The following is a 23,962-nucleotide window of genomic DNA, read 5'->3' on the forward strand; positions in this document are numbered from 1 at the left end:
ATCATGGCCTACCGAACCCTGCGCGGCACCATCTGCTACACCAGCAAACAGCCACAGCGCATGGACGTGGAGCGCGGGCGTGAGTACTTCACCCTGACCCGACAGCCGGATGGTACCGACCTGCTGCACGCCCATTGCGAAATCGACGACGAACCGATGGTCGTGCGCGATGTCGTCCAGGCGATGGAGCATGCCACCTCGAAACCACTGGACTGCCATGTGCGCCTCACTGTGGGAAACCGCTTCGAGGGCAGCGGCTGGTTCCGCTTTACCGATCACCACGCCGAGTGTGAAACCTGGAATCGCAAGGACGGCCGCATCAGCCAGCGCATCGAGCTGGCATCGCCGGTAGAGTGGATGCAATGCCATCCCATCGTTGGCGACGCCCTGTTGATGAAAGCCTACGATCGCAGCCAGGGCCCGGGGAAACGCCGTCTGGATCACGTGATGCTCTCATCTCCGGACCATCGCGGTGCTACCGGCCCCATGCTGTTTGCGCTGGGTTTCAGCATCCAGTACGTGGGCGAAGAACGCGTCAGCGTGGGCGCCGGCAAATTCGATGCCTACCATTTCCAGGTCACCGACACGGCCGGAGAACTCCCGGAGGAACATCCGCCGTACAACGTCTGGTGCACCGCGGACGAGGATTACATCCTGCTCAAGGCCTGCGCCGAGGGTTACATGATGACGCATTACGAATTGATGGAGCTGGAAATCACCGGGTAGCAGGGCTTCTGCGACAGTGCCGAGTTGACTGCGGCCGACGGACGGGCAGCTTCCGGCTCAAAAGAAACGCCGGGGGCCAGACATCCGTGACGACCACTAGCGACCAGAAAAGGGCTAAAAACTCTGTCAGCCCGCGATTGGCAACTGACAATTCAGCCCTTACAAGTTGTCCTTTTTGACCAGTGTTGCAGTGCCCACCACTTCCAATGCTTCGTTGGCAACGATGCCCGTCATCACCGTCTCCTGGCGATCGACGGTAAAGACCCCGGTCACATCCTGCCCAAGAGTCCGGAACGAGACTTCCAACGTGCACGTAGGCTTGTGGAGATCTACGCGTGAGCGACTGAGCGGCCGCGCGTCACCAAAGTCATCAGTGCAAACACTATCGGAAAGCAGTCTCGTTCCCTTTATTGCGACTGTACAAATACCGACAAAGCCAATCGTTGGATAATTGAATGTTCCCTGCCATATCCCATTCACTTGATTGGTCTTGCACGAGGCATTGGCGGCGGGAACAAAGATGGCCATCAATATTGCAGCGATAAGTGTGTACTTCATCTGCTAACCCTCCTGGTCTGAAGGTGATTCGGAGCGAATAGGAACCCAGCCAAAAGGACAGTTCTCACCCGCAAAGACCTTCACGTTGGTTGGCTCAACAATGCTTTTACAAGTGATATGGTTGCTCTCCTGAGCAGAGGCATAAGTTGCCAACATGAGGGACATCGAAACGACGATTGAGAAGATTTTCATAACCAAACTCCTCTTAACTATGGCTGTACTCTTTAAACGTGACCCAAACCTGAAGTGGCGAATCACAGTCCATTAGTAATCGTAGTTCACATATGTCATTCCGCAATGAAAGCAAAGCATTTGTAACGTTCAAGAGACGCTACCCTCGGTTCAGCGGAGACGTGTTTCTACCCGCGAACCAGCCCCGGCCAGCGACGAGCCCATACGGTGCGTGTGCAGCATTCTCTCAACAAGTTTTCTCAGCCGGACACGCCAGTCTTATCTCCGGGGACGAGTCAAAGATGGCCGATCAACTTGTGCCGGCAGCCAACGCGTGGTCTATGCTTGGTAGGCATCAACACTGACACACCTTAAGCAGACAAGGAGCCAACATGATCGGATACGTCACCCTGGGTACCAATGATATGGATCGTGCCTGCGCGTTCTATGACACACTGCTCGCGGAAGTGGGCGCAACCCGTATGATGGAAGAGGAGAACTTTATCGCCTGGAGCAATCCTGGACCTGGTGGCGCCCTGTCGGTAACAAAGCCCTGGAATGGCCAGCCCGCCACTGTCGGCAACGGCGTGATGGCGGCAATCGAGGCGGATAGCAAGGCGCAGGTCGACCGGGTCTATGCCAGGGCGCTGGAACTGGGTGCCGCCGACGAGGGCGCTGCAGGGCCGCGCAGCGAAAACTTTTACGCCGGCTACTTCCGTGACCCGGACGGGAATAAACTCGCCGTGTTCTTTATAGGGTAGCCGGGCGCGAGGCCCGGCCGGTGCATACCTAGGGCTTGCGCGCGCCCTCCGCCTTATAGCGTTGGTCCCACTTGTCGACAATCGCCTTGTGGCTGCCGTCTGCCCTGGCTGCAGCCAGCGCTTTGTTGAAGGCGCCGATCACCTGCTGGTGATTGGCAAGGCTGCGGCTGACGGCCACATGGCGGGCAACCGGTGGCAGCGTCACCTCGGATACGGTGAACAGGGAAATCTTGTCGCGCAGGTACTCGTGTAACTGCTGGTTGATGGTGCGCTCGTCACCGACTACCAGGTCGACGCGGCCATTCAGCAGGTTCAACAGATTCTGGATAAGGTGGTTTTCCTCTACCAGCCTGATGCCCTCGATCGACGCGAACTCCACACCGTAGGCATACTCTGCACGCACTCCCAGTCGCTGGCCTGCCAGGTCATCCAGGCTATTAAAGCGGCGCGGGTCATCGCGACGCTGGAGCATGATCAAACGGCTGCTCAGATAGGGCTCGCTGAACAGCAGGTCCTGAGCGCGTTCGTCAGAATACCAGGCCGCGGCGAGGCCGTCGTAGACGCCGATACGGGCACCCTCCAGGGCGCGGGACCAGCTCTCGATCACGATCTCCGGTTTGACATCAGTAGCGACAAACACGTGCTCTACCAGCTCCAGGGCCAGACCTCGCTCGGGTAGTTTTGCGTCCGCATAGGGTGGCGATGTGTTGGCCATCAGCCGCAACGGCTGCTGCGCAAGCGCCACCGCACTGCCAAGCGTCATAGACACCATTAGAATCAGTGCAGATCTGAACATAGTCGCTCCTTGGTCGATAATCAGGCTGTTGTGGGCGGGGAGCATAAACCGCATCACGGGAAAATACCACGACCACCGTGCAGGTTTACCATGCCGCTGGGCTTTCCGGCGCACATGGGCTATAACGGCGAATGCGCGGCCGGTGAGGCCAGTCTGAGGGAGCATCGCCATGAGCCGTACTACTACCATCGACTTCGACAGCCAGGGCACGATCTGCCGCGGCCGCCTGTTCCTGCCCGCGAGCGCCGAACCTGCGCCGATCGTGGTAATGGGGCACGGCCTTGGAGCCCAGCAGGACTTTCGCCTGCCGCAGTTCGCAGAGCGCTTCGTTGCACGCGGGCTCGCGGTGTTCACTTTTGACTACCGCCACTGGGGCGAAAGTGCGGGTGAACCCCGACAATTGCTGATTCCGAACAAGCAGAAGCAGGACTGGCACGCTGCCCTCGCCTGCGTTCGCGGCCTGCAGCAGGTGGATGCCTCGCGCCTGGCAATCTGGGGCTCCTCCTTTGCCGGAGCCCATGTGATCAAGGTGGCAGCGGAAGATCACCGTATCAGTGCCGTGGTTGCGCAAGTGCTGGCGGCTGACACGGCCAGTTCTGCGCGCCATTTCGGCCTGGGCTACATGTTGAAAACCACCGCGTTGGGGCTCACTGATTCACTGCGCGGACTGTTGCGACTCACGCCGCTGTACCTGCCACTCGTCGGCAAGCCGGGGGAAACCGCGGTGATGAATACGCAGGAGTGCTGGGATGGTTATCTCGGCCTGGTCCCGGACGGCTCACTATGGCGCAACGCGGTCACCGCCCGCTCGGTGTTGCGCCTGGTGTCCTACCGGGCTATCAGCGTGGCCCAACGGGTAAAGGCACCTACCCTGCTGATGGGTGCCCGCGAAGATTCCCTGGTGGCTATCGAGGATATCCGCAAAATGGCCGCAAAGATGCCGCACGCGCGGCTGGAAGAGTACGACTGCAACCATTTTCAGCCCTACTATCCGCCCTACTTCGAAACCTTCGTCAGTACCCAGGCGGACTTCCTGGTGCACCAACTACAACCCTGATCATCTCGCTTTCTGGAAAGTCGGCTTCACCGGCGCCGGCATGTGCGTTTCCGCCTCGCAGCGCTGGCGCAGGCTCTCGACATCGCCACCAAAGTTGAAGGTGGGCAGGTCTTCGCCGCGCTGTGCGACGAGCTCAGCGCGCAGGGACTCGGTAGCCGCCATGTCCACACTGCCATCACTGGCAATCACCACGCCATAACGGCGCGCGCCCTCCGCGGTTACCAGCTTGCGTTCCACGTCGGCGCGCACCAGCTCGGGGTCGCGAGCGTAGGGGTCGCCCCAACCGCCGCCACCCCAGGTATTGAAGTACAGCAGGTCACCGGTCTTTACCTTGATACCCTCGACCTTGGCCGGCAGCCACTCCTCGGAGCCGTCGACGCGCACCAGACGCTTGGTTGAGCGCATGCCGGTCTCACCGCCGAGCACACCCCAGGGGTAGGTCAGCCAGCGCTCGTCGTGTATACCGATCTCGCCGTCACAGAGGAAACGGTAGGCTACCGAGAGGCCGTTTCCGCCGCGGTGCAGGCCGGCGCCGCCGGAATCGGGAATGGTCTCATAACGCTCGATACGCAATGGAAAATAGGACTCGATAAATTCATTGGGCACGTTGGTAAAGCCCGGCCACAGCGAGTGACCATCGGGCCCATCGCCCACCGGACGCCCGGGGATACCACCAAAGCCGATCTGGAACAGCTGGAACCACTCACCCTGCTGGTCATAACCGGAATAGAACAGGTGCGGTGAATCCGAAAAGCCTGCCGCATTGAGCATTTGTTCCGGTGCTCCCATACCCAGGAGCGCACCGAGCACGTCGAAGATCCGCCCCAGGGCGTGGGTCCGCCCCGACAGGGCGGCGGGAAAGTTGGGTTTCAGCAGCGTGCCCGCGGGAATGCGCACATCCACCAGGTCATAGAAACCGTCATTGAAGACGATCTGCGGGTCCACCACGTTGATGGTGAAGGAGCCGAAGAACATCTTGAACATATCTTCGTTGAGGAAAAAGTTAACCGAACTCTGGGCCTGCGGATCGGTGCCTTCAAAATCAAAAATGGCCTTGTCGCCCTCGCGCCACATCTTGCAGGCGATCTTGTAGGGGCCCATACCCATGCCATCGTCGCAGATATAATCTTCGAAGTAGCGCGGCTCTTCCGGCACCACCATGTTGATGATGGCCGTCATCGCGGCCTTGTTGCGGTCCAGCATGATGCCCATTGTGGTGTGCAGCACATCATCGGAAAAGCGCTCGGTAAGCTCAAGCACCCGCCTGGCGGCGGTATTACACGCGGCCACCAGCGCATTCAGGTCGAAGCGGTTCCATTGCTGGGTACGCACGTTGTGCAGTATCAGTTCCAACACATCGGCTTGCAGTTCACCCTTCTTGTACAGCTTGATCGGCGGGATACGGATACCTTCCTGGTAGATCGTGGTCGCTTCGATGGGAATGGAACCCGGCACCATGCCGCCGTTGTCTGACATGTGGCCGAACATGGCCGTCCAGGCAATATGGCGGCCGTTCTTGAATACGGGTTTCAGCACCAGCCAGTCCGGCAGGTGCGAAACCGCTGCGTTACACATATAGGGATCGTTGGTGAGAATCATGTCACCCTCTTCGATCTCGCCGTCGAACACTTCCAGGAAGGGCCCGATGAAGGAGCCGAACTGACCCACGACCATCTTGCCCTCGACGTTGGCGATCATCGGGAAACAGTCGCCCTGCTCGCGAATACCCGGCGACATGGCGGTGCGAAACAGCACCGCGTCCATTTCCTCGCGCGCATTGCGCAGGGCGTTCTCGATGATGTCGACGGTCACGCCCTCCACCGCAACGGTTTGCAGGGGCTGGTCATTGGTTTGCAGAATGGTTGCTGGCATTGTCGTATCCCCTAAGCTGCCGGTTCGATGAGCAGGTTGCCCACGGCGTCCACACGGGCGCGGTGGCCCGGCAGGACCACGGTGGTTGAGTCCATCTCGCTGACGATAGCCGGCCCCGGCACCTCCAGCCCCTCGTGCAGTTTGTTGCGATCGTAGATGATCGCGTCGTGGTAGCTGCCCTCGTAATAAAAACGGGTGTCGTGCAACTTGCAGTCGTCCAGCGATGTCCCGGCCTGGCCCATCGTCAGCTCGGCAAGGGCCCTGGCCCTGGCCTTGACCACTGCACGAATCATGAGGATTTCGTGGCCGTCGCCCAGCTTGAAGGTGAACAACTGCTCATGCTCGGCGTCGAACTCGTCGGTCAATCGGGCAATGCCGCGCTCGCGCAGTTCATCCTCGGTGAATTCCACCGTGATCTGGAAAGCCTGCCCGGCATAACGCAGGTCGGCCTGGAAGGTAACCTCGTGCTCGTCAGTGGCGATGCCATCTGCCACCAGCGACTCACCGGCGCGGCTCTGCAGCTCCAGCAGGTCCTGCAGCAACTGCTCGGTGGATATGTCTTCGGCCATGGTGATATAGGTGCGGGTGGCCTCGTCGCGGACCTGGGTGGTGGCATCCCCGTAGGCGCACAGCACCCCCGGACCCGGCGGCACAATCACCGGCCAGGCATCGGTGAGGATACCCAGGGCATTGGCGTGCAGCGGGCCGGCGCCACCGAATCCCACCAGGGCGAAATCCCGTGGGTCGTAGCCCTGCTCCACCGAGACCAGCCGCAAGGCCCCGAACATGGCCTCGTTGACCACCTTGATAATGCCCTCGGCGGCGTCTTCCAGCTCGATGCCCATGGCGTCGGCGGTTTTCTGCACCGCCGCGACGGCAGCATCGCGGTTGATCTCCATTGCCCCGCCCAGTTGCACGTCGGACGGCAGGTAGCCCAGCACCACGTTGGCGTCACAGACCGTGGGTTCTTCGCCACCCTTCATGTAGCAGGCCGGTCCAGGCACGGCGCCGGCAGACTCGGGCCCGACCCGCAGTGCGCGTGTAAGCTCCGGCACGAAGGCGATGGAACCGCCACCGGCGCCGACAGTGCGCACATCCACGGAAGGCGCACGCACCTTGACATCACCCACGAAGGTTTCCCGGCGCACCCGCGCGCGGCCGTTCTGGATCAAGGCCACGTCAGTAGACGTACCGCCCATGTCGAAGGTGAGAATGTCATTGAAGCCCGCGCGACTGCAGAAATACATAGCTCCGGCAACCCCGCCTGCAGGGCCTGACATCAGCAAGTTCACGGGCGAGTCGGAAGCAGCGCGGCCGGAGGCGAGCCCACCGTCGGAGCGCAGTATGGATAACTGGGTCTCGGGGCCAAGCTGCTCTGCGAGGGATTGCTGCAGGTTGTGCACATACTTCGCCACTTCCGGGCGCACGTAGGAATTCACCACCGTGGTCTCGGTGCGCTCATACTCCTGCATTTCCGGGACCACATCACTGGAAATGGAGATGGGCACCTCGCCGAATATCTCGCCGGCGATCCGGGCGGCGCGACGTTCGTGTTCGCCATTGATATAGGCGTTGATGAAGCAGATGGTCAGCGCTTCGATACCACCCCGGGCGCGCAGGCTCTCGAGGTCGGCGCGCAGCTGTTGTTCGTCGAGCTCGGTCACCACCTTGCCATCGGCGCCGATACGTTCCGAGGCGCCTATGGTCAGTTCCAGCGGCGCCAGCAGCGGCTTCTTGACGAACGACACCCAGCCGCCGAGGCCGCCGGGACAGAAGGAGCGCGCTACCTGCAGGGTGTGCTCATACCCCGCCGTAGTCACCAGGCCGACGCGTGCGCCACGCCCGGTGAGCACCGCATTGGTAGCGACCGTGGTGCCGTGCATGACCCGATGCACCTGCGCCGGGTTGATGCCGGATTCGTCGCAGATGCGGGCGATACCGTTCAGCACGCCGATGGAGGAATCCTCAGGGGTAGAGGGCACCTTGGCCGTGTGGGTTGTACCGGATTCCTCGTTGATCAGCAGGAGGTCGGTAAAAGTACCGCCTACGTCCACGCCCAGCCTGTAACTCATTATTCTCTCCCGTCTGTGGCGTTCTCATACCCGCGCCGCAAAAGGCACGGAGCGAGGCGCCAGTTATAGTTCTTGCTGTTTCGCCAACCAGGGGCCCAGCCAGGCTTTGGCGCGACCTCCGGGCGCCGTGCCCGTCAGGTTTTCCGCCAGGTCCGAGGCACGCAGCAGCGCATCGAGATCGATCCCGGTGTGCACGCCCATCTGCTCCAGCATCATTATCACGTCTTCACTGGCCACATTGCCACTGGCACCGGGCGCGAAGGGGCAGCCGCCGAGCCCGCCTATGGAACCGTCAAAGTGATAGATACCCGATTCCAGCGCGGCGAACACGTTGGCCACGCCCATGGCGCGTGTGTCATGGAAATGGCAGCCGATCTGCGCGGCGCCATGCGCCTCGACCAGTTCACGGGTCAAGGCACGCACCTGCAGCGGATTGGCCGCCCCGATGGTATCGGCAAGCACCAGTTGCCGGATACCGGAATCGATGAACCGGGCAACGATATCGCGCACGATGCCCGGGTCGGTGGGGCCGTCAAAGGGACAGCAGAACGCCGTAGCGATGGCGGCAACCACCTCGATGCCATCATTCGCGGCCATGTCGAGAATGTCGCGCGTGGCCTGCTCCGCCTCGGCGATACTCATATTGACATTCTTCTGCGCCATGCCTTCGCTGGCATAAAGCACCATATTGACCGTCTTCACGCCCGCGTCCCGGGCCAGTTCATAGCCCTTGCGGTTGGGTATCAGCGCACTGTAGTGCACACCGTCATCCCCAGGCAGGCGCGCAACCAGTTCCCCGGTGCCCGCCATTGCCGGTACCGCTTTCGGGGACACGAAGCTACCCACTTCGATATGGCTTACCCCCGCCGCAGCGACAGCGGCAATGAGCGATAGTCGCTCATCCACCGAGAGGATACGCGGCTGATTCTGCAAACCGTCACGGGGACCTACATCTGTAAAAACAACTTTATCCATAATCTGTCTTAGTGGTGGTGATGGTGATCATTGCCATCGCCGTGATGGTGGTGATGGTGCTCGCTGTGCTCGTCGTGATGGTGGTGCCCATGCCAGTGGTCGTGGGTTTTACCATCGCTCTTGTACCGGGCAATGTCGTGCCCCTCCTCATCACCCCGGCGCACCATGGTCTGCTCGAAGTCCTCAGGACCGTGGGGATGGTTGTGATCCTTACTGAAGGCCCATTTGTACAGCAGCGGGTCGCGCTGGTAAATACGCGCCTCGGAGCGGTTGGCGTTGGCCACTGGTGTCGACCACGGGTTGTAGTGGAAGTGGTTGAACAATTTGGAATCGGTACGTCCCAGGGCGATGCAGCCGTACTCGGAGGCGAAGGCGCCGTGATTGATATAGGCGGGGCGCCAGAAGTAGCCGCCGGTTGGAACGTCGCCGAACTGCATCATCCAGGACGTGCCCCAGAGGTGATAGCCCTCTTCCGCGCAATCGTGATAGGAGATGTTGTCCTGGTAAAAATTGGGTGTCATGCAGTACAGGAACGTCATCGCGTGGGAGATCGGGTTGTAATTCAACAGCTTGATCATGCAACCGGCGGCCACTGAAGGCTTGGTGACGTTACCCGGGGCCCAGGCGAGGTCCATGAACGAGTCCACATCGTGATACAAGTCGACCTGGCCCAGCGGATGGTGCTCGGTGGATTCCTCATGACTGGGAGCGCCGGTGTTATACATGACCAGCGCCAGGCAGCCCTGCTCCGAGGTCATCTCGGGCATGGCATAGCCGGCGGGCACGTAGCAATACTGGCCTTTGCGCCAGACCTTGTCGCCAACTTTCATCTCACCTTCGATGATGATCATCTCCCACTCAGACCAGGAGAAGCCGGGAGTGCGCCGGTATCCCGCGTCGAACTGGCAGGTCATGGAACAGGCGCCGGAGTCGCCATCCAGGCTGAGCATCTTGTAGCGCATACCCCCGGCCAGGTTTGGCAGCATCAGTTTCTTGAAAGCCTCGTCGCGGTCGCAAAATGGTTCAATATGTGGGCGTGCCATGTCGTCTCTCCTTATTATTGTCAGTCGCGATCTTTCAGGGCCGGATCGCTGTCCACGCCGTGCTCCCAGACGACCCGATCCTCACAACCCTCCGGCTTCACCGGCAGTTGGCCAGGTTGCAGCTTGATTTTGTCGTCCCCATCCATATTGAAACCCATGGTGGTGATCCGGTCGAAAAACTCCTGGTACCAGAGCTCGCGCTGCCCCGCGAGGTCTTCCATCTCCCGTTCAATCCTGGCGAAGCGCACTTCCTGCGCCGCGATCTCTTCCTTGATCCATGCCTTTACCTCTTCCGGCACGTCGTGCTCGATATACTTGTTCAGGAACGTCATTGCGTAGCCTCCACAGCTCGTCTGGTTATACTTTTTCCAGCATGGCCGCTCCGTCAGCAACCAGGCTGTCGATGTCTTCCTGTGCGTAACCAGCTTCGGCCAGCACCTCTGCGGTGTTTTCTCCCAGGCGCGGCGCGTGTCGACGTATCGTAGGTTGTGTACGCGACATATTCATCGGTGGACTGCTCAGGCGCAGCTGTCCTTCCGTCGGATGCGCCATCTGCTGCCAGAAACCGGTTGCCACCAGGTGCGGGTCATCGATGAGGTCATCCAGCGAGTTCACCACCATGGTGGGCACCTTGGTATCGCCCAGCAGGTCAAGCCACTCCTGCCGGCTGCGCCCGGCAATGATCTCGCCAGTCACGCGATAGGATTCGTTGATATTTTTCAGGCGCGTCGCCATGTCGATAAAACGCGCGTCGGTGGCCAGTTCCGGGCGCCCGGCCAGCTCGCAGAAGGTGAGCCAGTGATTGTCCCAGTAGGGCAACACCGCGAGGTACTTGCCATCCTTACAGCGATAGGGTTTGCGGTGCTCAGCCATCAGGCGCACATAACCCGCCTCGCCCAGGGGCGGTTCGAAGCTCTGGCCCCAGAGGTGCTCGGTCATCACGAAGCTGACCATGGATTCGTACATCGGCACTTCGATCTCCTGCCCCTCGCCAGTGCGCAGCTTGTAGAACAACGCCGCCAGCACCGATTGCACCACGAACATGGCGGTGGTCTTGTCCGCGATAATAGTGGGCATGTAGCGGGGTTCACCCAGCACCTTCTCCGCCAGCGCAGCGGCACCACTGGCGGCCTGAATCGAATCGTCCAGCGCACCCTTGTCGCCATAGGGCCCGCGCTTGCTGTAACCGTAAGTGGCGCAATAGATAATCTCGGGATTGACGGTTCTGACCGCGTCGTAATCCAGGCCCAGCCGCGCCATCGCCTGCGGGCGGAAGTTGTGCACCACCACATCGGCGCTGCTGATGATGTCCAGCGCGGCCTGCCTGCCCCGCGGCGACTTCAGGTCCAGCGCCACCGAGCGCTTGTTGCGGTTGCAGCCGAGGTACATGGAGCACATGTCGCTGTGATTGCGATGCGGACCGAGGTGGCGGTTGGTGTCACCGCCGGGGGGCTCGATCTTGATCACATCCGCCCCCAGGTCGCCGAGCATCTGGCAGGCATAGGGTCCCAGCACCACGCTGGTCATTTCCACGATACGAATGCCTTCCAGTGGCGCGGTCATCGGATGGCGCCCTCGAGCCCGTAGATGCGAATGACGTTGTCGCGCATGAACTTGCGACGCACCTCTGGCTTGAGGCCGAGATCATCAATCTCCTGCACGGTGCGCTCGAAACGTAACACCGGGAAATCGGTGCCGAAGATCACCTTGTCCTGTCCATAAGAATTGATAAAGCGCACCACGCTCTCCGGCCAGTACCTGGGGCTGTGTGCATCGGTGGCGATGTACACGTTGTCGTGTTTCCACGCCATGGCGATCATTTCATCGTGCCAGGGAATACCCACGTGCGAACCGATCAACTTCAGCTCCGGCAGGTCGCAGGCGATGTCGTCCAGGTAAATCGGGCGACCGACGCTGCGACAGCGTTGCTCCTTTGAATACAGCAAAGACTGGCCCACCTGCATCTGTACCGGGATATCGAGTTCAATGCACTTGGCGTAGAAGGGATAGTACTTGGCGTGGTTCGCCGGCAACTCGTACCAGTGCGGGTACAGATGCGCGCCGATAAAGCCCATGTTGCGCACGGCATCTTCCAGCGCGCGTACGCCGTCCATGCCCTGGTACGGGTCGATTCCGACGAGGCCGAAGAAGCGATCGGGGTAGCTCGCCACAGCCCTGGCTACCACCTCCGGCGGCATATGGTAACTGCCGGGCAGGCCGGGGCGACCGGACTTGGCTGCGACCAGGAAGGCATATTCGATATCGGCACTGTCCATGCCCTCGAGCATCTGCTCCAGGCTGATGCCGGCACTGTCATGCTTACCCTTGACCTTGCCCACGAAAAACTCATCGGTCCAGCCGGGACGGTGCGACAGTGCCTCCTCGGTCCAGATATTGACGACGGCGTCGATTGCCTTGTAGTCGACTGGCATATACTTCCCTATAACCCCAGAACCGCGATGGACAGACCACACATCATGATGGTGCAGCCGGCGATAGCTTCACTGTAGCGTTCCAATGCCGGCAGCCGCACGGATTGCAAACCCCACACAGACAGGGCTACCGCCGCCAGCATGGTCAGTATCGTGACCAACGCGAACACACCCGTCACCGCCACCACCCCTGCCACGCTCTCCTGGGCGGCCGGGAACATGAGAATCGGGATCAGCGGTTCACAGGGGCCCAGCACGAAGACAATAAAAATCGCCCATCCGGCAACTGAGCGACGGCCGCCCTCCTCCACACCATGGGCGTGGGCATGCTCGTGGCCGTGGCTGTGATCGTGGTAGTGGCGCAGTTCGCCGTGGCTGTGCCAGTGGGCGTGGCGGTGCCGCCGGTAGCCCTGGCGCAGGCCCCAGGCCATCCACACAAGCCCTACGGAAACCAGCGCCCACGCAGCCAGGTCACCGCGAAAGCCCTCTATAGCCTCGAGCGCGCCGAGCTGGATGCTGGCGTAGATCCCGACCATACCCAGCACCACGGAGCCGACGATGTGCCCGGCACCGCACAACAGCGTGGTGCGCAGCGCCCTGGCGACGGACCATTCCCGACTCTTTGCCAGCGCAACGAAAGGCAAGTAATGATCCGGGCCCATCAGGGTATGGACAAAGGCAATCGTTGCGGCGGTGCCACACAGCACCCAGATTTCCGGGGTCATCGACCTGCCCTCCTGATGACAATTTGTCTCATTGTTATTTAAATATGTCTTTTCAAAGTGTAGGCAGCGCGTCGCGCGCCATCAACCGGCAATCACGCCGTCCTCGCGCAGCGCTGCCAGCGTCGCCTCGTCCAGCTTGAGAATCTCCCTGAACACCTCGTCGTTGTGGCTGCCAATCTCGCCGCCGGGCCAGTCGGTGCGCCCGGGCGTACCCTGCATTTTCGGCAGGATGGCTGGTATTTTCAGCGCTTCGCCATTGATCTCCACCGTCTCGAACATGCCACGCGCGTTGTAGTGCTCGTCGTTGACCATGTCCTCCACGCTGTAGATGGGGCCCACCGGCACCCGCGCCTCTTCCAGCACATCAATAATATGTCGCGAGGAATGGGCGGCGCACCAGTCGGCCAGCGCCCTGTCGATCTCCGCCTCGTGAATAACGCGTCCGGCGTTGTCCGCCATCTCCGGGTTCTCGGCCATATCGGAACGGCCGGCCACCGTCATCAGGCGCTTGAAGATGGAATCGCCATTGCCGCCGATGACCACGTACTTGCCGTCGTCACACTTGTAGGTATTGGTGGGCACGATGCCGGTTACCGTGGTGCCCGATGGCTCACGTATGACGCCGGCGCCGTCGTACTCAGGCACGATGCCTTCCATGAGGTTGAAGACAGATTCGTAGAGCGCCACATCGATAACCTGACCGGCCCCGCCTGGCCTGGCACGCTGGATAATCGCCAGCGCAATGCCAAGGGCCGCATGAATTGCCGACAACGTGTCGCCCATGCTGATATTGGTCCGGATCGGCGGCTTACCCGGTTCGCCGTTGATGTAACGGAATCCACCGAAGCCCTCGGTTACCGAGGCATACCCGGGCTTGCTGGCGTAGGGGCCGTCCTGACCGTAGCCGGAAATGCGCGCATAGATCAGCCCCGGGTTATCCGCCCGCAACGTATCTGGCCCCAGCCCCCACTTTTCCATCATCCCGGGGCGAAAGTTTTCCACTACCACGTCCGCTGTCCTGATCAGGTCGCCGGCCAGTTCACGACCACGATCTGACTTGAGGTCCAGGGTCACACTCTTCTTGTTGCGTCCGACGCTGCGCCACCAGAAAGATGTGCCGTCCTTGAGCAGGCGCCAGCCGCGAATCGGGTCGCCGCCGGGGGGCTCGACCTTGATCACCTCGGCACCGAAATAGGCGAGGATGGTGCCGGTAAACGGCCCGGCCAGCAGCTGGCCCATCTCGATCACCCTGATACCTTCCAGCGGTCTTGCGTTGTCTGTCATGCGTGTTTCTCTCCTGCTATTTCAAATTCACAACGGCCTTGACGCGGTTCTCGCCGCGCAACAGGCGATAAAATAACTGTGCTACCTGCCCCGGGTGCTGCACCAGGCCCGCGGGCACCTTGATAGCACCACTGGCAACCGGCGGCTCAGCCGCCCCGGCAAATGCCAGCCTCTGCCCCTGGAATCATAGACCACGGGGCCATGTTGGGTTACCCGCGCCACAATCCACGCCACCGGTGGCGACCCCATCAAAAGACGGCAGCACCGCAGCTGCCGAATTCACCCTGTGGATGATCTTGCCTTCAGCCTGGCCGTGGAGGTGCGGGGGCAGCGAATTGTTATATACTAATAACAATATATCTTTTAGTCCAAGGCGCATTGCCTTATGTCAACCGGCGCCCGGCGCCTATCACCACAATACAGGAAGATTCAGGACCGGCATGAACACTGGCGTCGTACTCACCACGCTTGTCATCTACAAGGCAATGCTCATACTAATCGGCCTCTGGGCCCAGCGCAGGGTGCGCTCGGAGCAGGATTTCTTCCTGGCCGGACGGCAACTGGGGCCCTGGGTTGCCGCCATCAGTTACTCCGCCAGCGCCGCCTCCGCCTGGACCCTGCTGGGCATGAGCGGCCTGGCGTTTACACTGGGACTGGCCAGCGTATGGGTCGCCTGTGGCGCGGTTCTGGGCTGCGCCTTCTCCTGGTTTGCCATCGCTCCGCGGGTGATGCGCATCAGCGCTTCCCAGCCGATGCTGTCCGCCACGGAATTTATCGCCCTGGGCACCAGCGGTCGCACCCGCCTGCACCTCATCCGCCTGGTGTCGGCTATTATCCTGTTCTGCTTCGTCGTTTACGTGGCGTCCCAGTTCCAGGGCGCCGGCAATACCTTCGCCGCGACTTTTGCCATGAGCAGCGCAGAGAGCATTGTGCTGGGAGGCATAATCATTCTGTTTTATACGCTGCTCGGCGGCTTCTGGGCGGTGAGCGTCACCGACACCATTCAGGGCCTGCTGATGCTGCTGACAGCGGTGCTGTTGCCGGTAGCGGCAGTGACGCATTTTGGCGGACCACAGGCATTCTACGCCGCTCTGGCACAAAGTAATGATGCGGTGTTCATGTCATGGACAGGCAACGCCGCCGGGCTGACCGCCCTGGGCATGCTGCTGGGCTCGCTGGCCGTAGGCATATCGTCCCTCGGCCAGCCCCACCTGGTAGCGCGTTTCATGGCACTGCGGGACGCCCGCGCACTGCGCCAGGGGCAGATTATCGCCACACTGTGGTACAGCGTGGTTTTCTTCGGCATGGTGTTGGTGGGACTCAGCGGTCGCCTGCTGGTTCCGGAGCTCGATGCCAGCGAGCAGGTGTTTTTCGCCGTCAATGATGCCCTGTTTCCTTCCGCCCTCGGTGCCGTGCTACTGGCCGCAGTGCTCTCCGCCATCATGTCTACGGCCGACAGCATGCTGCTCGTTTGCGGCACTACCGTGGCCCACGACCTGGGCATGAATGCTCGCCATCCCCGGCGCGCCCTGCTGATCTCGCGCATCGTCATCGCGATCATTTCCCTGCTCGCAATCGCCGTGGCGATTTACCTGCCGGCAACTATTTTTGAGCGCGTGCTGTTTGCCTGGGTTGCCATCGGCTCGGCGCTGGGGCCGATCATCCTCTGTCGCGCCTTCAGCCTGCAGCCCGCCGCCAACAGGGTACTGCCAGCGATCGCCCTGGGCTTTATTGCGGCGGTGGGCTTCTACCTGCTACCCAACACGCCCGGAGATATCGCCGAGCGCACTGCGCCCTTCGCACTCGGCCTGCTGGTGCTCCTGTCGGGGGGCGCCCAGCGTAGGGGCGCCCGGCTAAGGGGCGCACGGCTCAGTGGTGCGGGCAGTGGTGGTGTCAACGATCAGTTGTCGACGCGCGACTGAGCACCCATGTCGCCACCTGAATTGCTATTGAGCCCTTCCGCCCTGGCCAGTTCCTGCTCCCGGGCACAGTAGGGTGTGCCATCAGCGTGCAACAGATCGTGGAACCAGGGCTCCGGCTCGGTGGTGGTGCCCGGAGGATTGCTCCAGCCCCAGCGAGTATTGGTCTTGCCGGCAACCAGTCCCCAGCAATAGCTGCTCACGCCATGCTGCCGAAACACGGGCAGGTGCGTTGCAAAGGCGCTTTGCGGCCGCGACAGCCACTCCGTGCATACCAGGGGGCGGCCATGAAGGGCGAGGTCGCTAATCTGGCGTTCGAGATCCGTCGCATCCTCGTAATGGTGAAAACTGATCACATCGCTCTCCGCCACCAGCACCTGGTTCAGGCGGGGGAAATTCCAGTACACCGGCGCGGTGAGCGGCTGGGACGGTGCCTCGCTGCGCGCCCAGGCGAAGGCCTCAATCATCAATCGCTCCGCAGGGCCGCGCGTGAGGATCTGGCCGAGGTAGTGCCGGGCGTTTGCAGGCAGACGCTGATACCAGGGGGCATGGATGTTCTGCATAAAGCGATTGCAGACCTCGTTGTAGATGTCCCACAGGATCACCCTGGCGTCATTGGCAAAGGCTTTTACCACTGAGCGCACATAGACCTCCAGCCTGCTCCACTGCGCGCGATCACGCAGCGCCGCCGTGCCCGGAGACATCGCCCAGCGGGAATTGTGCAAGCCCGGGACGGGCGCCGGCTGCGGCCCCAGGCGAGCAAAGTCGTGCCAACAGTCATCGAAAAACACCAGTACTGTGCTGATACCGTGAGCGGCCGCGATGGTCAAAAAGGTGTCGATGCGCTGCAGAAAACCCTCCCCGTCCTGCTCCCAGAGCAGGTCGTGGAGATACACGCGCACGCTGTTGAGACCGAAACTCGCCGCCCAGCCCAGTTCGCGCTCTATCACATCGCTGTTGAAGCTGTCCGCCTGCCACATCTCCAACTGGTTCACGGCATACCCCGGAATATAGTTACATCCCAGTTGCCGTCCGACCCGCTCGCGCCATGCCCACGCCTTTGCCGCCGGCCACACTCCTCGCGTTTCCCGCACACCGCCTCCTTAACCGCCACTATCGAAAAGAATTCTTTTCAATAGTACACGCATTGCGCTGCCTGATACCAGAGTGCCGGCCAGCTTATCGCCATGCGCTGGGCTCGCGAGGTGTTGGGGGAGATTCAGCAGTTGTGATGATTGCCCTGCAGCAGGGCAGATTGCGGTGAAACCGCGCGATGTGCTTCAGTGGTGGAGGCGTGTTGAATCCAGAGTAGTGGCAATAACGGGCACTAGTTGAACAGCGACTCTCCGCTCAGCCCCTGGTTCTCCATGATACCGCGCAGGCGCTTGAGCGCCTCGACCTGAATCTGGCGCACGCGCTCACGAGTCAGGCCAATTTCCCTGCCCACTTCCTCAAGGGTGCTGGTCTCGTAACCGCGCAGCCCGAAACGTCGGGATACGACTTCGCGCTGTTTTTCGGTCAATTCGTCCAGCCAGCCGGAAATACTGTCGCGGATATCGGAATCCTGTAACAGCTGGGAGGGGTCGCTTTCCTGCGTATCGGCGATGGTGTCGACCACGGCGCGGTCGGAATCCGGCCCCACGGGGGTGTCAACAGAGGTAACCCGCTCGTTCAGGCCGAGCATCCGTTTCACGTCCGCAGCAGGCTTGTCCAGCATCTCGGCAATTTCTTCTGCGCTGGGCTCGTGGTCGAGCTTCTGGGTCAGTTCCCTGGCTGCACGCAGGTAAACATTGAGTTCCTTGACCACGTGGATGGGCAACCTGATGGTGCGCGTCTGGTTCATGATCGCGCGCTCAATGGTCTGGCGAATCCACCAGGTGGCGTAGGTGGAAAAACGAAAACCGCGCTCGGGATCAAATTTCTCTACCGCACGGATCAACCCCAGGTTGCCTTCTTCGATCAGGTCGAGGAGTGTCAGGCCGCGATTGATGTAGCGCCGTGAGATCTTGACGACGAGACGCAAATTGCTCTCGATCATGCGCTTGCGCCCCTCGTCATCGCCGCTACGTGCGAGACGGGCGTAGTGCTTCTCCTCGTCTGCGCTGAGCAGGGGTGAGTAGCCAATTTCGTTGAGGTAGAGCTGGGTGACGTCGAGCGATTTCTCGACTTTACGCGCAGTTCGAGCCTTGGCTTCATCGAAGCGGGCCTCGTCACTGAGCTTTTCTGGATTAACGGCCCCGTTCGCAGTCTCCGCCGGCAGCGGCTTCCTGCCTTCAGCACCTGCGCCTGTTTTCACCTTCGATTTCATAGCAGCCCCTGTTGCCCGACCCCTTTTGACATTCCTTTTCGGGGTCTGCGCGCTATCCAGTTCCATGGCGATACCTCATATTCTTGTAGTAGCTTCTAGGTATTTCCTATCGGGCCAACCAGACTAACTCAACCGCAAGACCAATTACAAGCTACTATGCAAAAAATTGCATCAGCTATATTTCGGGCCCTGAGGGCCTGCAACAGCGGCCTTTGGCGACCTAGCGACGGGGCAACAGGTGCAGGGGGTCAATGGGTTTCCCCTCCTTGCGAATCTCGAAATGCAGTCGCACCGAATCCGTACCGCTGCTGCCCTTGGTGGCAATCTTCTGGCCCGCTTTGACCGCATCGCCCTCCTTCACCAGCAGGCGCTCGTTGTGGCCATAGGCGCTGAGATAGAGTTCGTTGTGCTTGATGATAATGAGCTCTCCCAGGCCGACGATACCGGTGCCCGCATACACCACCTGCCCTGCCGCCACGGCCACAATCGGGTCACCCCGCTTGCCGCCGATATCGATCCCCTTGTGCACCGTCGCCGAGTAGCGCCGAACGACACTGCCCTGGGCCGGCCAGCGCCAGGTTTTGACGGGGCCAAAAGCCGGAGCCGGCTGCGCTGGTGTAACCGGGCGGGTCGCAGCGGTTTGTGGCTTCGCTGCAGCAGAGGCATTTGTAGCAGGCGGAGATGACGGTTTCGTGACAGGCGCGGTCCTGGTACTGCTCGGCGCCGGGGGGCGGGGCTGGGTGGGCTGCACACTGGAGCGGCTGGCGCTCCGGGGGATATCACCTTCACGAAGTTGCAGGCGCTGTCCGGGATAGATGGTATAGGGAGCGGCGATGCCATTGGCCGCCCCCAGGCGACGATAGTCCAGGCCATAGCGAAAAGCGATGGAGTACAGGGTGTCGCCACGCTGCACGGTGTAGCCGTCGCCCGCTGCACTGTGGCTGCGACCGCCATACTGGCGGTCTTCTACCGGGGCCGGCGGTGCACCGCCACAGGCTGCGAGGCAGAGCGCCAGCGCGATGCAGATCGCCACCTGGGCGCTGGAACCGCACCCTGAATGCACTCGAACCCGCCTGCGGATCAGATTCATTGGCAGATGGGTTAGCGGGCGCGCTCTGCCCTGCCCCAGCGCGAGTCGATAAGCCAAACCAAGGCGAACCCGACCAGCATCAGGGCAACACATAGCGCCAGTTGCCCCTGCTCTCCGGACACAACAGTAAACTCCGTCGGCGTAACCGGTATCTGCTGGGCCGGTTTCAACTCACCGCTGCTGCTCTCGGTCCAGGCCAGGGTGCGCTTCCACGGCCACACCACCAGCAGCGAACCGAACAGGAAGCCGGTCAGCAAGGCCATGGTCGCAGCGTGAAAGCGGTGCAACAGGAAATGCAACAGCCGCGAAAAGCACAGCAGCCCACTGGCTGCGCCAACGGCAAATACCAGGATGAAGCCTAAGTCCAGGCCTTTCAGCGCGTTCAACACCGTGCCGTACATGCCCAGCAGCACGAGAATAAAGCTGCCGGAGATGCCGGGCAGGATCATGGCGCAGATAGCCAGGAAACCGGACAGGAATACACCGGCCATACCCACGTCCAGGTTCACCACTGGCGCCAACGCTATCGTGGTGGCCGTGGCGACACCAGCCAGCAGTGACAGCACGCGCGGCAGATTCCATCGCGGCACCTGGCGCAGGAGCACCAGCGCAGAGGCCAGGATGAGCCCGAAAAAGAAAGCCCACAGCGGCACCGGATGATGCTCCAGCAGCCAGGAGATCAACCTCGCGAGCGACAGGATGCTGGTCGCAATCCCGGCCAGCAGTGCCAACAAGAAGCCACCGTTAACATGCGCCCAGGCGCCACGTATATCCAGCTTCAAAACCATCTGCAGGAAATCGAGATCAACGGCGCGGATACTGTCCAGCAGGGTTTCGTATATGCCGGTGATAAAGGCCATGGTGCCGCCGGAGACGCCGGGGACGATGTCGGCCGCCCCCATGAGCATACCGCGCAAGAATATTCCCGGCGAAGTCACCGGGCTAGCGCACCGTGCCGGGTCGCAGGGGCACGAAACGAACGGCCTCCACCACGGTGGTCTCGAAGCCTTCATGGGTGCGGTCCACCACATGCAGGTGCTGTTTGTCCCCGCCCACGGGGATCACCAGCCTGCCCCCCGGGGCCAGTTGCTGCAACAATTCCTCGGGAATGCGCTCGGGTGCGGCGGCGGCGAGGATCCCGTCGAATGGGCCGCGCTCCGGCCAGCCCATGCCGCCGTCGGCGTGGTTCATGCTGACATTGCGCAACTTGAGCTTGCGCATACGCTGGCGCGCTCTCTGCTGTAGCGGCTTGATGCGCTCCACGCTGTAAACCTCTTCCACGAGACGGGCCAGCACCGCGGTCTGGTAGCCAGATCCGGTACCGATCTCCAGCACCCGCTGCGGCGTGCCGTGCTGCAGCAGCAACTCAGTCATCCGCGCCACGATATAGGGTTGCGACAGTGTCTGCTGAAAGCCGATGGGCAGGGCCACATCCTCGTAGGCACGGTGTGCCATGGCCTCATCGAGGAACAGGTGCCGGGGCGTCGTACGAATCACGTCGAGAACGCGCTGGTCGCCAATCCCCTGGTCGACCAGGCGCTGTATCAGGCGCTCCCGCGTGCGCTGGGACGTCATCCCGATGCCGTTGAGGTCTACCCTGTTCACTGCTGTTACCACTCCACAAACATCCCAATCATTGTTCTATTTCAGCGCTGCAACTCTCGATAGTGCACAAACTCCCCCAGCAGCGCCGTCGCATAGCAGCCGGCACCGAGTCGAAATTCAAGTTGCAGGGCGTCATCATCACAAAACTGCCAGCAAAAGTCATCAGGGATCAGCCGGGTGGCACGCCAGCTGGCTTCCAGGCCCTGTTCGGTAAGAAAATCACCCAGCGCAAGCTCCTCCTTTAGCACACGATGCCAGCGCGCCAGCAGCTCCGGCGCCACAGGTTCAAGACCGCGCCCCCACAGCGGCAATGCCGGATGCAGGTCAGCATCGGCGCAGCGCCGGGTGATATCGGCATCCGGCTGCGCGCACTGAAAGTGGCTGCGTGTGCCGGCCAGCATGCAGGTATCACCCGCCACCACGGTGTTCCAGTCGCCGGCTTTCACCCTCTCTGCCAGCAACGCGTTGAACAGGTGGGCGCGCAGCGCAGACAACATCAGGCTGCGCTTGTTGCGCGAGACCCGACGCGGCCCGGCCTCGGCCCACTGCAGCGCCTGTTGCAAGGTGCTGCCGTCCCGCCCGAAGCGCTGCGGACCGAAATAGTTGGGCGCGCCCTGCACAGCCAGGGTGTTCAGGCGGGTGGCCACCTGTTCCCTGTCACCCTGCAGTTCGCGCAGCACCAGCACAAAACGGTTGTGACGGTGCACTCCCCGCTTCAACTTGCGGCGATGGCGCTGCACCCTGATGACTTCGACATCTTCCCCAGACTCCAGCTCCTGCCAGCGCGGCTCGGTGCGTCCTGCCAGGCGTACGCTGAACCACTGCCGGGTCACCGCATTGCGGTCTTTCATGCCGGAAAAACTGACGTCACGGGGGTGCACGCCCGCCAGTGAAGATAAGCGCTGCGCGAGTTCAGCCGTGTTGAGGCACCGCTTCTGCAAGAACAGGAAGGCATGTTCGCCATCCCCCTCCGGCTCGAAACCCAGTTCCTCGTCTACCCGGAAATCTTCCGGTGTGCAGCGCAACAGGGCTGTGCAAACGGGCTCACCCGCTACGGTTGGAGGCCCGGCACTCATGGGTCGACACGTTGCAGCAACACCACGGCGTGAGCGGCGATCCCCTCTTCACGGCCGGCAAAGCCCAGTTTTTCCGTGGTGGTGGCCTTGATGTTGACCTGTTCGACACCCACCTCGAGATCGCTGGCCAGGTTGGCGCACATCGCCGCGATATGGGCAGCCATGCGCGGCGCCTGTGCGACCAGGGTCGCATCCAGGTTGCACAGCGCATACCCCCTGTCGCGCACCCGCTGCACCACTTTGCGCAACAGTATGCGGCTGTCGATGTCGGCATTCTGCGGGTCGGTATCGGGGAAATGCGTGCCAATATCTCCCGCGGCAACAGCGCCCAACAAGGCATCGCAGATCGCATGAATCAGGACGTCGCCATCGGAATGGGCTACCAGACCGCTGTGGTGCGCAATACGCTCTCCGCCCAGAATCACGTGGTCGCCCGGGCCGCAGCGATGGACATCGTAGCCGTGACCGATACGCATTTGCATCAGTGTTCTCCTTGCCGTGACAGATACCACTCAGCCAGCTGTAAATCTTCAGGCACCGTCACCTTCAGGTTGCTTGCAGCCCCGGGTACCAGATGCACCGGATAACCCGCGTGTTCCATCGCCGAGGCCTCGTCGGTGACTGTCGCACCAGCTGCCTGCGCTGACTCCAGGGCGTCGAGCAGTTCACCCAGGCGGAACATCTGCGGTGTCTGCGCGCGCCACAAGCGGTTGCGATCGAGCGTACGCAAGGCTTTGCCCTGGGCGTCCGCGAGCTTGACTGTATCGACGACTGGCAGCGCCAGGATGGCGCCTTCACCCTGCGTCAGGACCACATCCACCAGCCGCATGACGTCGTCCTGCTGCAGGCAGGGGCGCGCGGCATCGTGGACCAGCACCCAGTCGTCGCGGGTTCCCGGCACCGCCCGCAGCGCCGCTTGCACTGAATCGACGCGCTCAGCGCCGCCTGCCACGGTATTGACCCTGGCGTCGCCAAGAATGTCGAGGCCGGCCGCAGTCGTGTCCTCGGGATGCAGCGCCAGCGTCACCGATTGCATGCCGGGCACGCGCAGCATGGCGTGCAGGCTGTGTTCAAGCAGGGTGCGGCCGAGCAGGCGGAGGTATTGCTTGGGTATCTCGCTACCCATGCGTGTGCCGATACCGGCGGCCGGAATCACCCCGTGAAGTACCCTGCTCACTGCTGCGCACCCTGTTTTTCAGCCGCGGATTCAGCCGGTTCCACCTGGTAGAAAGTCTCTCCCTCACGCACCAGGTTCAACTGCTCCCGGGCACGTTGCTCGATGCCTGCCTTGCCGCTCTGCAGCTCCAGTACTTCGCGCTCGAGTACGGCGTTGCGGGCACGCAACTGCTCATTGATGCGGTTGAAATCGTCCAGTTGCTGGCGCAGGCGGTGCTGCTCGGCAATACTGCCCTCGGCTATCCACAGGCGATACTGCAGTACCACCAGTAAAAACAGCAGAATGCCGAGCAGCCAGCGCAAGAGCTAGGGCCTG

The 23,962-nt window shown here is 61.5% G+C and carries 25 protein-coding genes; 4 read left to right on the top strand and 21 right to left on the bottom strand.

Annotated elements, in window-relative coordinates; genetic code table 11:
- Positions 1–3 precede the first annotated feature (3 nt).
- Positions 4–726, top strand: a complete 723-nt coding sequence (locus F0M18_RS06215) for a DUF3108 domain-containing protein (protein ID WP_149610533.1) — start codon at positions 4–6, stop codon at positions 724–726.
- Between the two features lie 159 nt (positions 727–885).
- On the opposite strand, the gene F0M18_RS06220 is transcribed toward F0M18_RS06215, so the two are convergent.
- Together F0M18_RS06220 and F0M18_RS06225 are read right to left on the bottom strand one after the other, a co-directional pair.
- Positions 886–1,284 carry a hypothetical protein gene (locus tag F0M18_RS06220; protein ID WP_149610534.1) on the bottom strand — a complete coding sequence of 133 codons (399 nt, stop codon included), beginning with the start codon at positions 1,282–1,284 and terminating at the stop codon, positions 886–888.
- Between the two features lie 3 nt (positions 1,285–1,287).
- Positions 1,288–1,476 (bottom strand): hypothetical protein, encoded by a 189-nt coding sequence (locus tag F0M18_RS06225; RefSeq protein WP_149610535.1) that lies wholly within the window; start codon positions 1,474–1,476, stop codon positions 1,288–1,290.
- Positions 1,477–1,847: 371 nt separating this feature from the next.
- Between F0M18_RS06225 and F0M18_RS06230 the strand changes: the two genes are divergently transcribed.
- Positions 1,848–2,216, top strand: coding sequence for a VOC family protein (locus F0M18_RS06230; RefSeq protein WP_149610536.1), 369 nt, complete (start codon positions 1,848–1,850; stop codon positions 2,214–2,216).
- A 28-nt stretch (positions 2,217–2,244) separates the two neighbouring features.
- Here F0M18_RS06230 and F0M18_RS06235 read toward each other — a convergent pair whose 3' ends face one another.
- Complete coding sequence (locus F0M18_RS06235) at positions 2,245–3,012, bottom strand: substrate-binding periplasmic protein (RefSeq protein WP_188109615.1); 768 nt, start codon at positions 3,010–3,012, stop codon at positions 2,245–2,247.
- 169 nt (positions 3,013–3,181) lie between these two features.
- On the opposite strand from F0M18_RS06235, the gene F0M18_RS06240 reads away from it, so the two are divergent.
- Entirely contained in the window at positions 3,182–4,069 is an 888-nt protein-coding gene (locus F0M18_RS06240) for an alpha/beta hydrolase (protein ID WP_149610538.1), read from the top strand.
- Here the strand turns inward: F0M18_RS06240 and F0M18_RS06245 are convergent, their stop codons facing one another.
- From F0M18_RS06245 to F0M18_RS06285, 9 genes are all read right to left on the bottom strand, one after another.
- Positions 4,070–5,941: a hydantoinase B/oxoprolinase family protein gene (locus tag F0M18_RS06245; RefSeq protein ID WP_149610539.1), complete on the bottom strand. Its 1,872-nt coding sequence runs from the start codon at positions 5,939–5,941 to the stop codon at positions 4,070–4,072.
- A gap of 11 nt (positions 5,942–5,952) precedes the next feature.
- Positions 5,953–8,013, bottom strand: coding sequence for a hydantoinase/oxoprolinase family protein (locus F0M18_RS06250; RefSeq protein WP_149610540.1), 2,061 nt, complete (start codon positions 8,011–8,013; stop codon positions 5,953–5,955).
- Positions 8,014–8,076: 63 nt separating this feature from the next.
- A complete protein-coding gene (locus F0M18_RS06255; protein ID WP_149610541.1) occupies positions 8,077–8,988 on the bottom strand; it encodes a hydroxymethylglutaryl-CoA lyase in 912 nt (303 codons plus the stop codon).
- Between the two features lie 8 nt (positions 8,989–8,996).
- The gene (locus F0M18_RS06260) at positions 8,997–10,031 is read right to left on the bottom strand and encodes a cupin domain-containing protein (RefSeq protein ID WP_149610542.1); all 1,035 of its coding nucleotides are present in this window, start codon (positions 10,029–10,031) and stop codon (positions 8,997–8,999) included.
- A gap of 20 nt (positions 10,032–10,051) precedes the next feature.
- The gene (locus F0M18_RS06265) at positions 10,052–10,363 is read right to left on the bottom strand and encodes a hypothetical protein (RefSeq protein WP_149610543.1); all 312 of its coding nucleotides are present in this window, start codon (positions 10,361–10,363) and stop codon (positions 10,052–10,054) included.
- Positions 10,364–10,388: 25 nt separating this feature from the next.
- A complete protein-coding gene (locus tag F0M18_RS06270; protein ID WP_149610544.1) occupies positions 10,389–11,594 on the bottom strand; it encodes a CaiB/BaiF CoA transferase family protein in 1,206 nt (401 codons plus the stop codon).
- On the bottom strand, positions 11,591–12,463 hold the full coding sequence (locus F0M18_RS06275; protein WP_149610545.1) for an amidohydrolase family protein: 873 nt from the start codon (positions 12,461–12,463) through the stop codon (positions 11,591–11,593). The genes F0M18_RS06270 and F0M18_RS06275 overlap by 4 nt, the downstream gene beginning before the upstream one ends.
- Positions 12,464–12,471: 8 nt before the next feature.
- Positions 12,472–13,188, bottom strand: coding sequence for a sulfite exporter TauE/SafE family protein (locus F0M18_RS06280; protein WP_149610546.1), 717 nt, complete (start codon positions 13,186–13,188; stop codon positions 12,472–12,474).
- A gap of 81 nt (positions 13,189–13,269) precedes the next feature.
- Positions 13,270–14,472, bottom strand: coding sequence for a CaiB/BaiF CoA transferase family protein (locus tag F0M18_RS06285; protein ID WP_149610547.1), 1,203 nt, complete (start codon positions 14,470–14,472; stop codon positions 13,270–13,272).
- 440 nt (positions 14,473–14,912) lie between these two features.
- On the opposite strand from F0M18_RS06285, the gene F0M18_RS06290 reads away from it, so the two are divergent.
- Positions 14,913–16,394 (top strand): sodium/proline symporter, encoded by a 1,482-nt coding sequence (locus F0M18_RS06290; protein ID WP_149610548.1) that lies wholly within the window; start codon positions 14,913–14,915, stop codon positions 16,392–16,394.
- Here F0M18_RS06290 and F0M18_RS06295 read toward each other — a convergent pair.
- The 9 genes from F0M18_RS06295 to F0M18_RS06335 all read right to left on the bottom strand — a co-directional run bounded on the left by F0M18_RS06295 (position 16,373) and on the right by F0M18_RS06335 (position 23,949).
- Positions 16,373–17,386 (bottom strand): cellulase family glycosylhydrolase, encoded by a 1,014-nt coding sequence (locus F0M18_RS06295; RefSeq protein WP_149610549.1) that lies wholly within the window; start codon positions 17,384–17,386, stop codon positions 16,373–16,375. The two genes, F0M18_RS06290 and F0M18_RS06295, sit on opposite strands and share 22 nt — an antisense overlap.
- A 332-nt stretch (positions 17,387–17,718) precedes the next feature.
- Positions 17,719–18,765, bottom strand: coding sequence for an RNA polymerase sigma factor RpoS (gene rpoS / locus F0M18_RS06300; RefSeq protein WP_262500852.1), 1,047 nt, complete (start codon positions 18,763–18,765; stop codon positions 17,719–17,721).
- Positions 18,766–18,919: 154 nt separating this feature from the next.
- Positions 18,920–19,762: a peptidoglycan DD-metalloendopeptidase family protein gene (locus F0M18_RS06305; RefSeq protein WP_262500853.1), complete on the bottom strand. Its 843-nt coding sequence runs from the start codon at positions 19,760–19,762 to the stop codon at positions 18,920–18,922.
- A gap of 38 nt (positions 19,763–19,800) precedes the next feature.
- Positions 19,801–20,697 carry a DUF368 domain-containing protein gene (locus tag F0M18_RS06310; protein ID WP_262500858.1) on the bottom strand — a complete coding sequence of 299 codons (897 nt, stop codon included), beginning with the start codon at positions 20,695–20,697 and terminating at the stop codon, positions 19,801–19,803.
- A gap of 34 nt (positions 20,698–20,731) precedes the next feature.
- Positions 20,732–21,394 carry a protein-L-isoaspartate(D-aspartate) O-methyltransferase gene (locus tag F0M18_RS06315; RefSeq protein ID WP_149610553.1) on the bottom strand — a complete coding sequence of 221 codons (663 nt, stop codon included), beginning with the start codon at positions 21,392–21,394 and terminating at the stop codon, positions 20,732–20,734.
- A gap of 41 nt (positions 21,395–21,435) precedes the next feature.
- Complete coding sequence (truD, locus tag F0M18_RS06320; protein WP_149610554.1) at positions 21,436–22,470, bottom strand: tRNA pseudouridine(13) synthase TruD; 1,035 nt, start codon at positions 22,468–22,470, stop codon at positions 21,436–21,438.
- On the bottom strand, positions 22,467–22,952 hold the full coding sequence (ispF, locus tag F0M18_RS06325; protein WP_223177912.1) for a 2-C-methyl-D-erythritol 2,4-cyclodiphosphate synthase: 486 nt from the start codon (positions 22,950–22,952) through the stop codon (positions 22,467–22,469). Before ispF ends, truD begins: the two co-directional genes overlap by 4 nt.
- On the bottom strand, positions 22,952–23,647 hold the full coding sequence (gene ispD, locus F0M18_RS06330) for a 2-C-methyl-D-erythritol 4-phosphate cytidylyltransferase (protein WP_149610555.1): 696 nt from the start codon (positions 23,645–23,647) through the stop codon (positions 22,952–22,954). The genes ispF and ispD overlap by 1 nt, the downstream gene beginning before the upstream one ends.
- Positions 23,644–23,949: an FtsB family cell division protein gene (locus F0M18_RS06335; RefSeq protein WP_149610556.1), complete on the bottom strand. Its 306-nt coding sequence runs from the start codon at positions 23,947–23,949 to the stop codon at positions 23,644–23,646. The genes ispD and F0M18_RS06335 overlap by 4 nt, the downstream gene beginning before the upstream one ends.
- Between the last annotated feature and the right edge of the window lie 13 nt (positions 23,950–23,962).

This window comes from Pseudohalioglobus sediminis, assembly GCF_008370495.1.
Taxonomy (GTDB): Bacteria; Pseudomonadota; Gammaproteobacteria; order Pseudomonadales; family Halieaceae; genus Halioglobus.

Bases quoted from the DNA above. Each gene is read 5' to 3' on its own strand.
- F0M18_RS06275 (WP_149610545.1), bottom strand. From the start codon at position 12,463: ATGCCAGTCGACTACAAGGCAATCGACGCCGTCGTCAATATCTGGACC.
- truD (WP_149610554.1), bottom strand. From the start codon at position 22,470: ATGAGTGCCGGGCCTCCAACCGTAGCGGGTGAGCCCGTTTGCACAGCC.
- F0M18_RS06230 (WP_149610536.1), top strand. From the start codon at position 1,848: ATGATCGGATACGTCACCCTGGGTACCAATGATATGGATCGTGCCTGC.
- F0M18_RS06240 (WP_149610538.1), top strand. From the start codon at position 3,182: ATGAGCCGTACTACTACCATCGACTTCGACAGCCAGGGCACGATCTGC.
- F0M18_RS06290 (WP_149610548.1), top strand. From the start codon at position 14,913: ATGAACACTGGCGTCGTACTCACCACGCTTGTCATCTACAAGGCAATG.
- F0M18_RS06265 (WP_149610543.1), bottom strand. From the start codon at position 10,363: ATGACGTTCCTGAACAAGTATATCGAGCACGACGTGCCGGAAGAGGTA.
- F0M18_RS06270 (WP_149610544.1), bottom strand. From the start codon at position 11,594: ATGACCGCGCCACTGGAAGGCATTCGTATCGTGGAAATGACCAGCGTG.
- F0M18_RS06245 (WP_149610539.1), bottom strand. From the start codon at position 5,941: ATGCCAGCAACCATTCTGCAAACCAATGACCAGCCCCTGCAAACCGTT.
- F0M18_RS06310 (WP_262500858.1), bottom strand. From the start codon at position 20,697: ATGCTCATGGGGGCGGCCGACATCGTCCCCGGCGTCTCCGGCGGCACC.
- F0M18_RS06280 (WP_149610546.1), bottom strand. From the start codon at position 13,188: ATGACCCCGGAAATCTGGGTGCTGTGTGGCACCGCCGCAACGATTGCC.
- F0M18_RS06220 (WP_149610534.1), bottom strand. From the start codon at position 1,284: ATGAAGTACACACTTATCGCTGCAATATTGATGGCCATCTTTGTTCCC.
- F0M18_RS06250 (WP_149610540.1), bottom strand. From the start codon at position 8,013: ATGAGTTACAGGCTGGGCGTGGACGTAGGCGGTACTTTTACCGACCTC.
- F0M18_RS06235 (WP_188109615.1), bottom strand. From the start codon at position 3,012: ATGTTCAGATCTGCACTGATTCTAATGGTGTCTATGACGCTTGGCAGT.
- F0M18_RS06260 (WP_149610542.1), bottom strand. From the start codon at position 10,031: ATGGCACGCCCACATATTGAACCATTTTGCGACCGCGACGAGGCTTTC.
- F0M18_RS06255 (WP_149610541.1), bottom strand. From the start codon at position 8,988: ATGGATAAAGTTGTTTTTACAGATGTAGGTCCCCGTGACGGTTTGCAG.
- rpoS (WP_262500852.1), bottom strand. From the start codon at position 18,765: ATGGAACTGGATAGCGCGCAGACCCCGAAAAGGAATGTCAAAAGGGGT.
- ispF (WP_223177912.1), bottom strand. From the start codon at position 22,952: ATGCAAATGCGTATCGGTCACGGCTACGATGTCCATCGCTGCGGCCCG.
- F0M18_RS06225 (WP_149610535.1), bottom strand. From the start codon at position 1,476: ATGAAAATCTTCTCAATCGTCGTTTCGATGTCCCTCATGTTGGCAACT.
- F0M18_RS06215 (WP_149610533.1), top strand. From the start codon at position 4: ATGGCCTACCGAACCCTGCGCGGCACCATCTGCTACACCAGCAAACAG.
- F0M18_RS06285 (WP_149610547.1), bottom strand. From the start codon at position 14,472: ATGACAGACAACGCAAGACCGCTGGAAGGTATCAGGGTGATCGAGATG.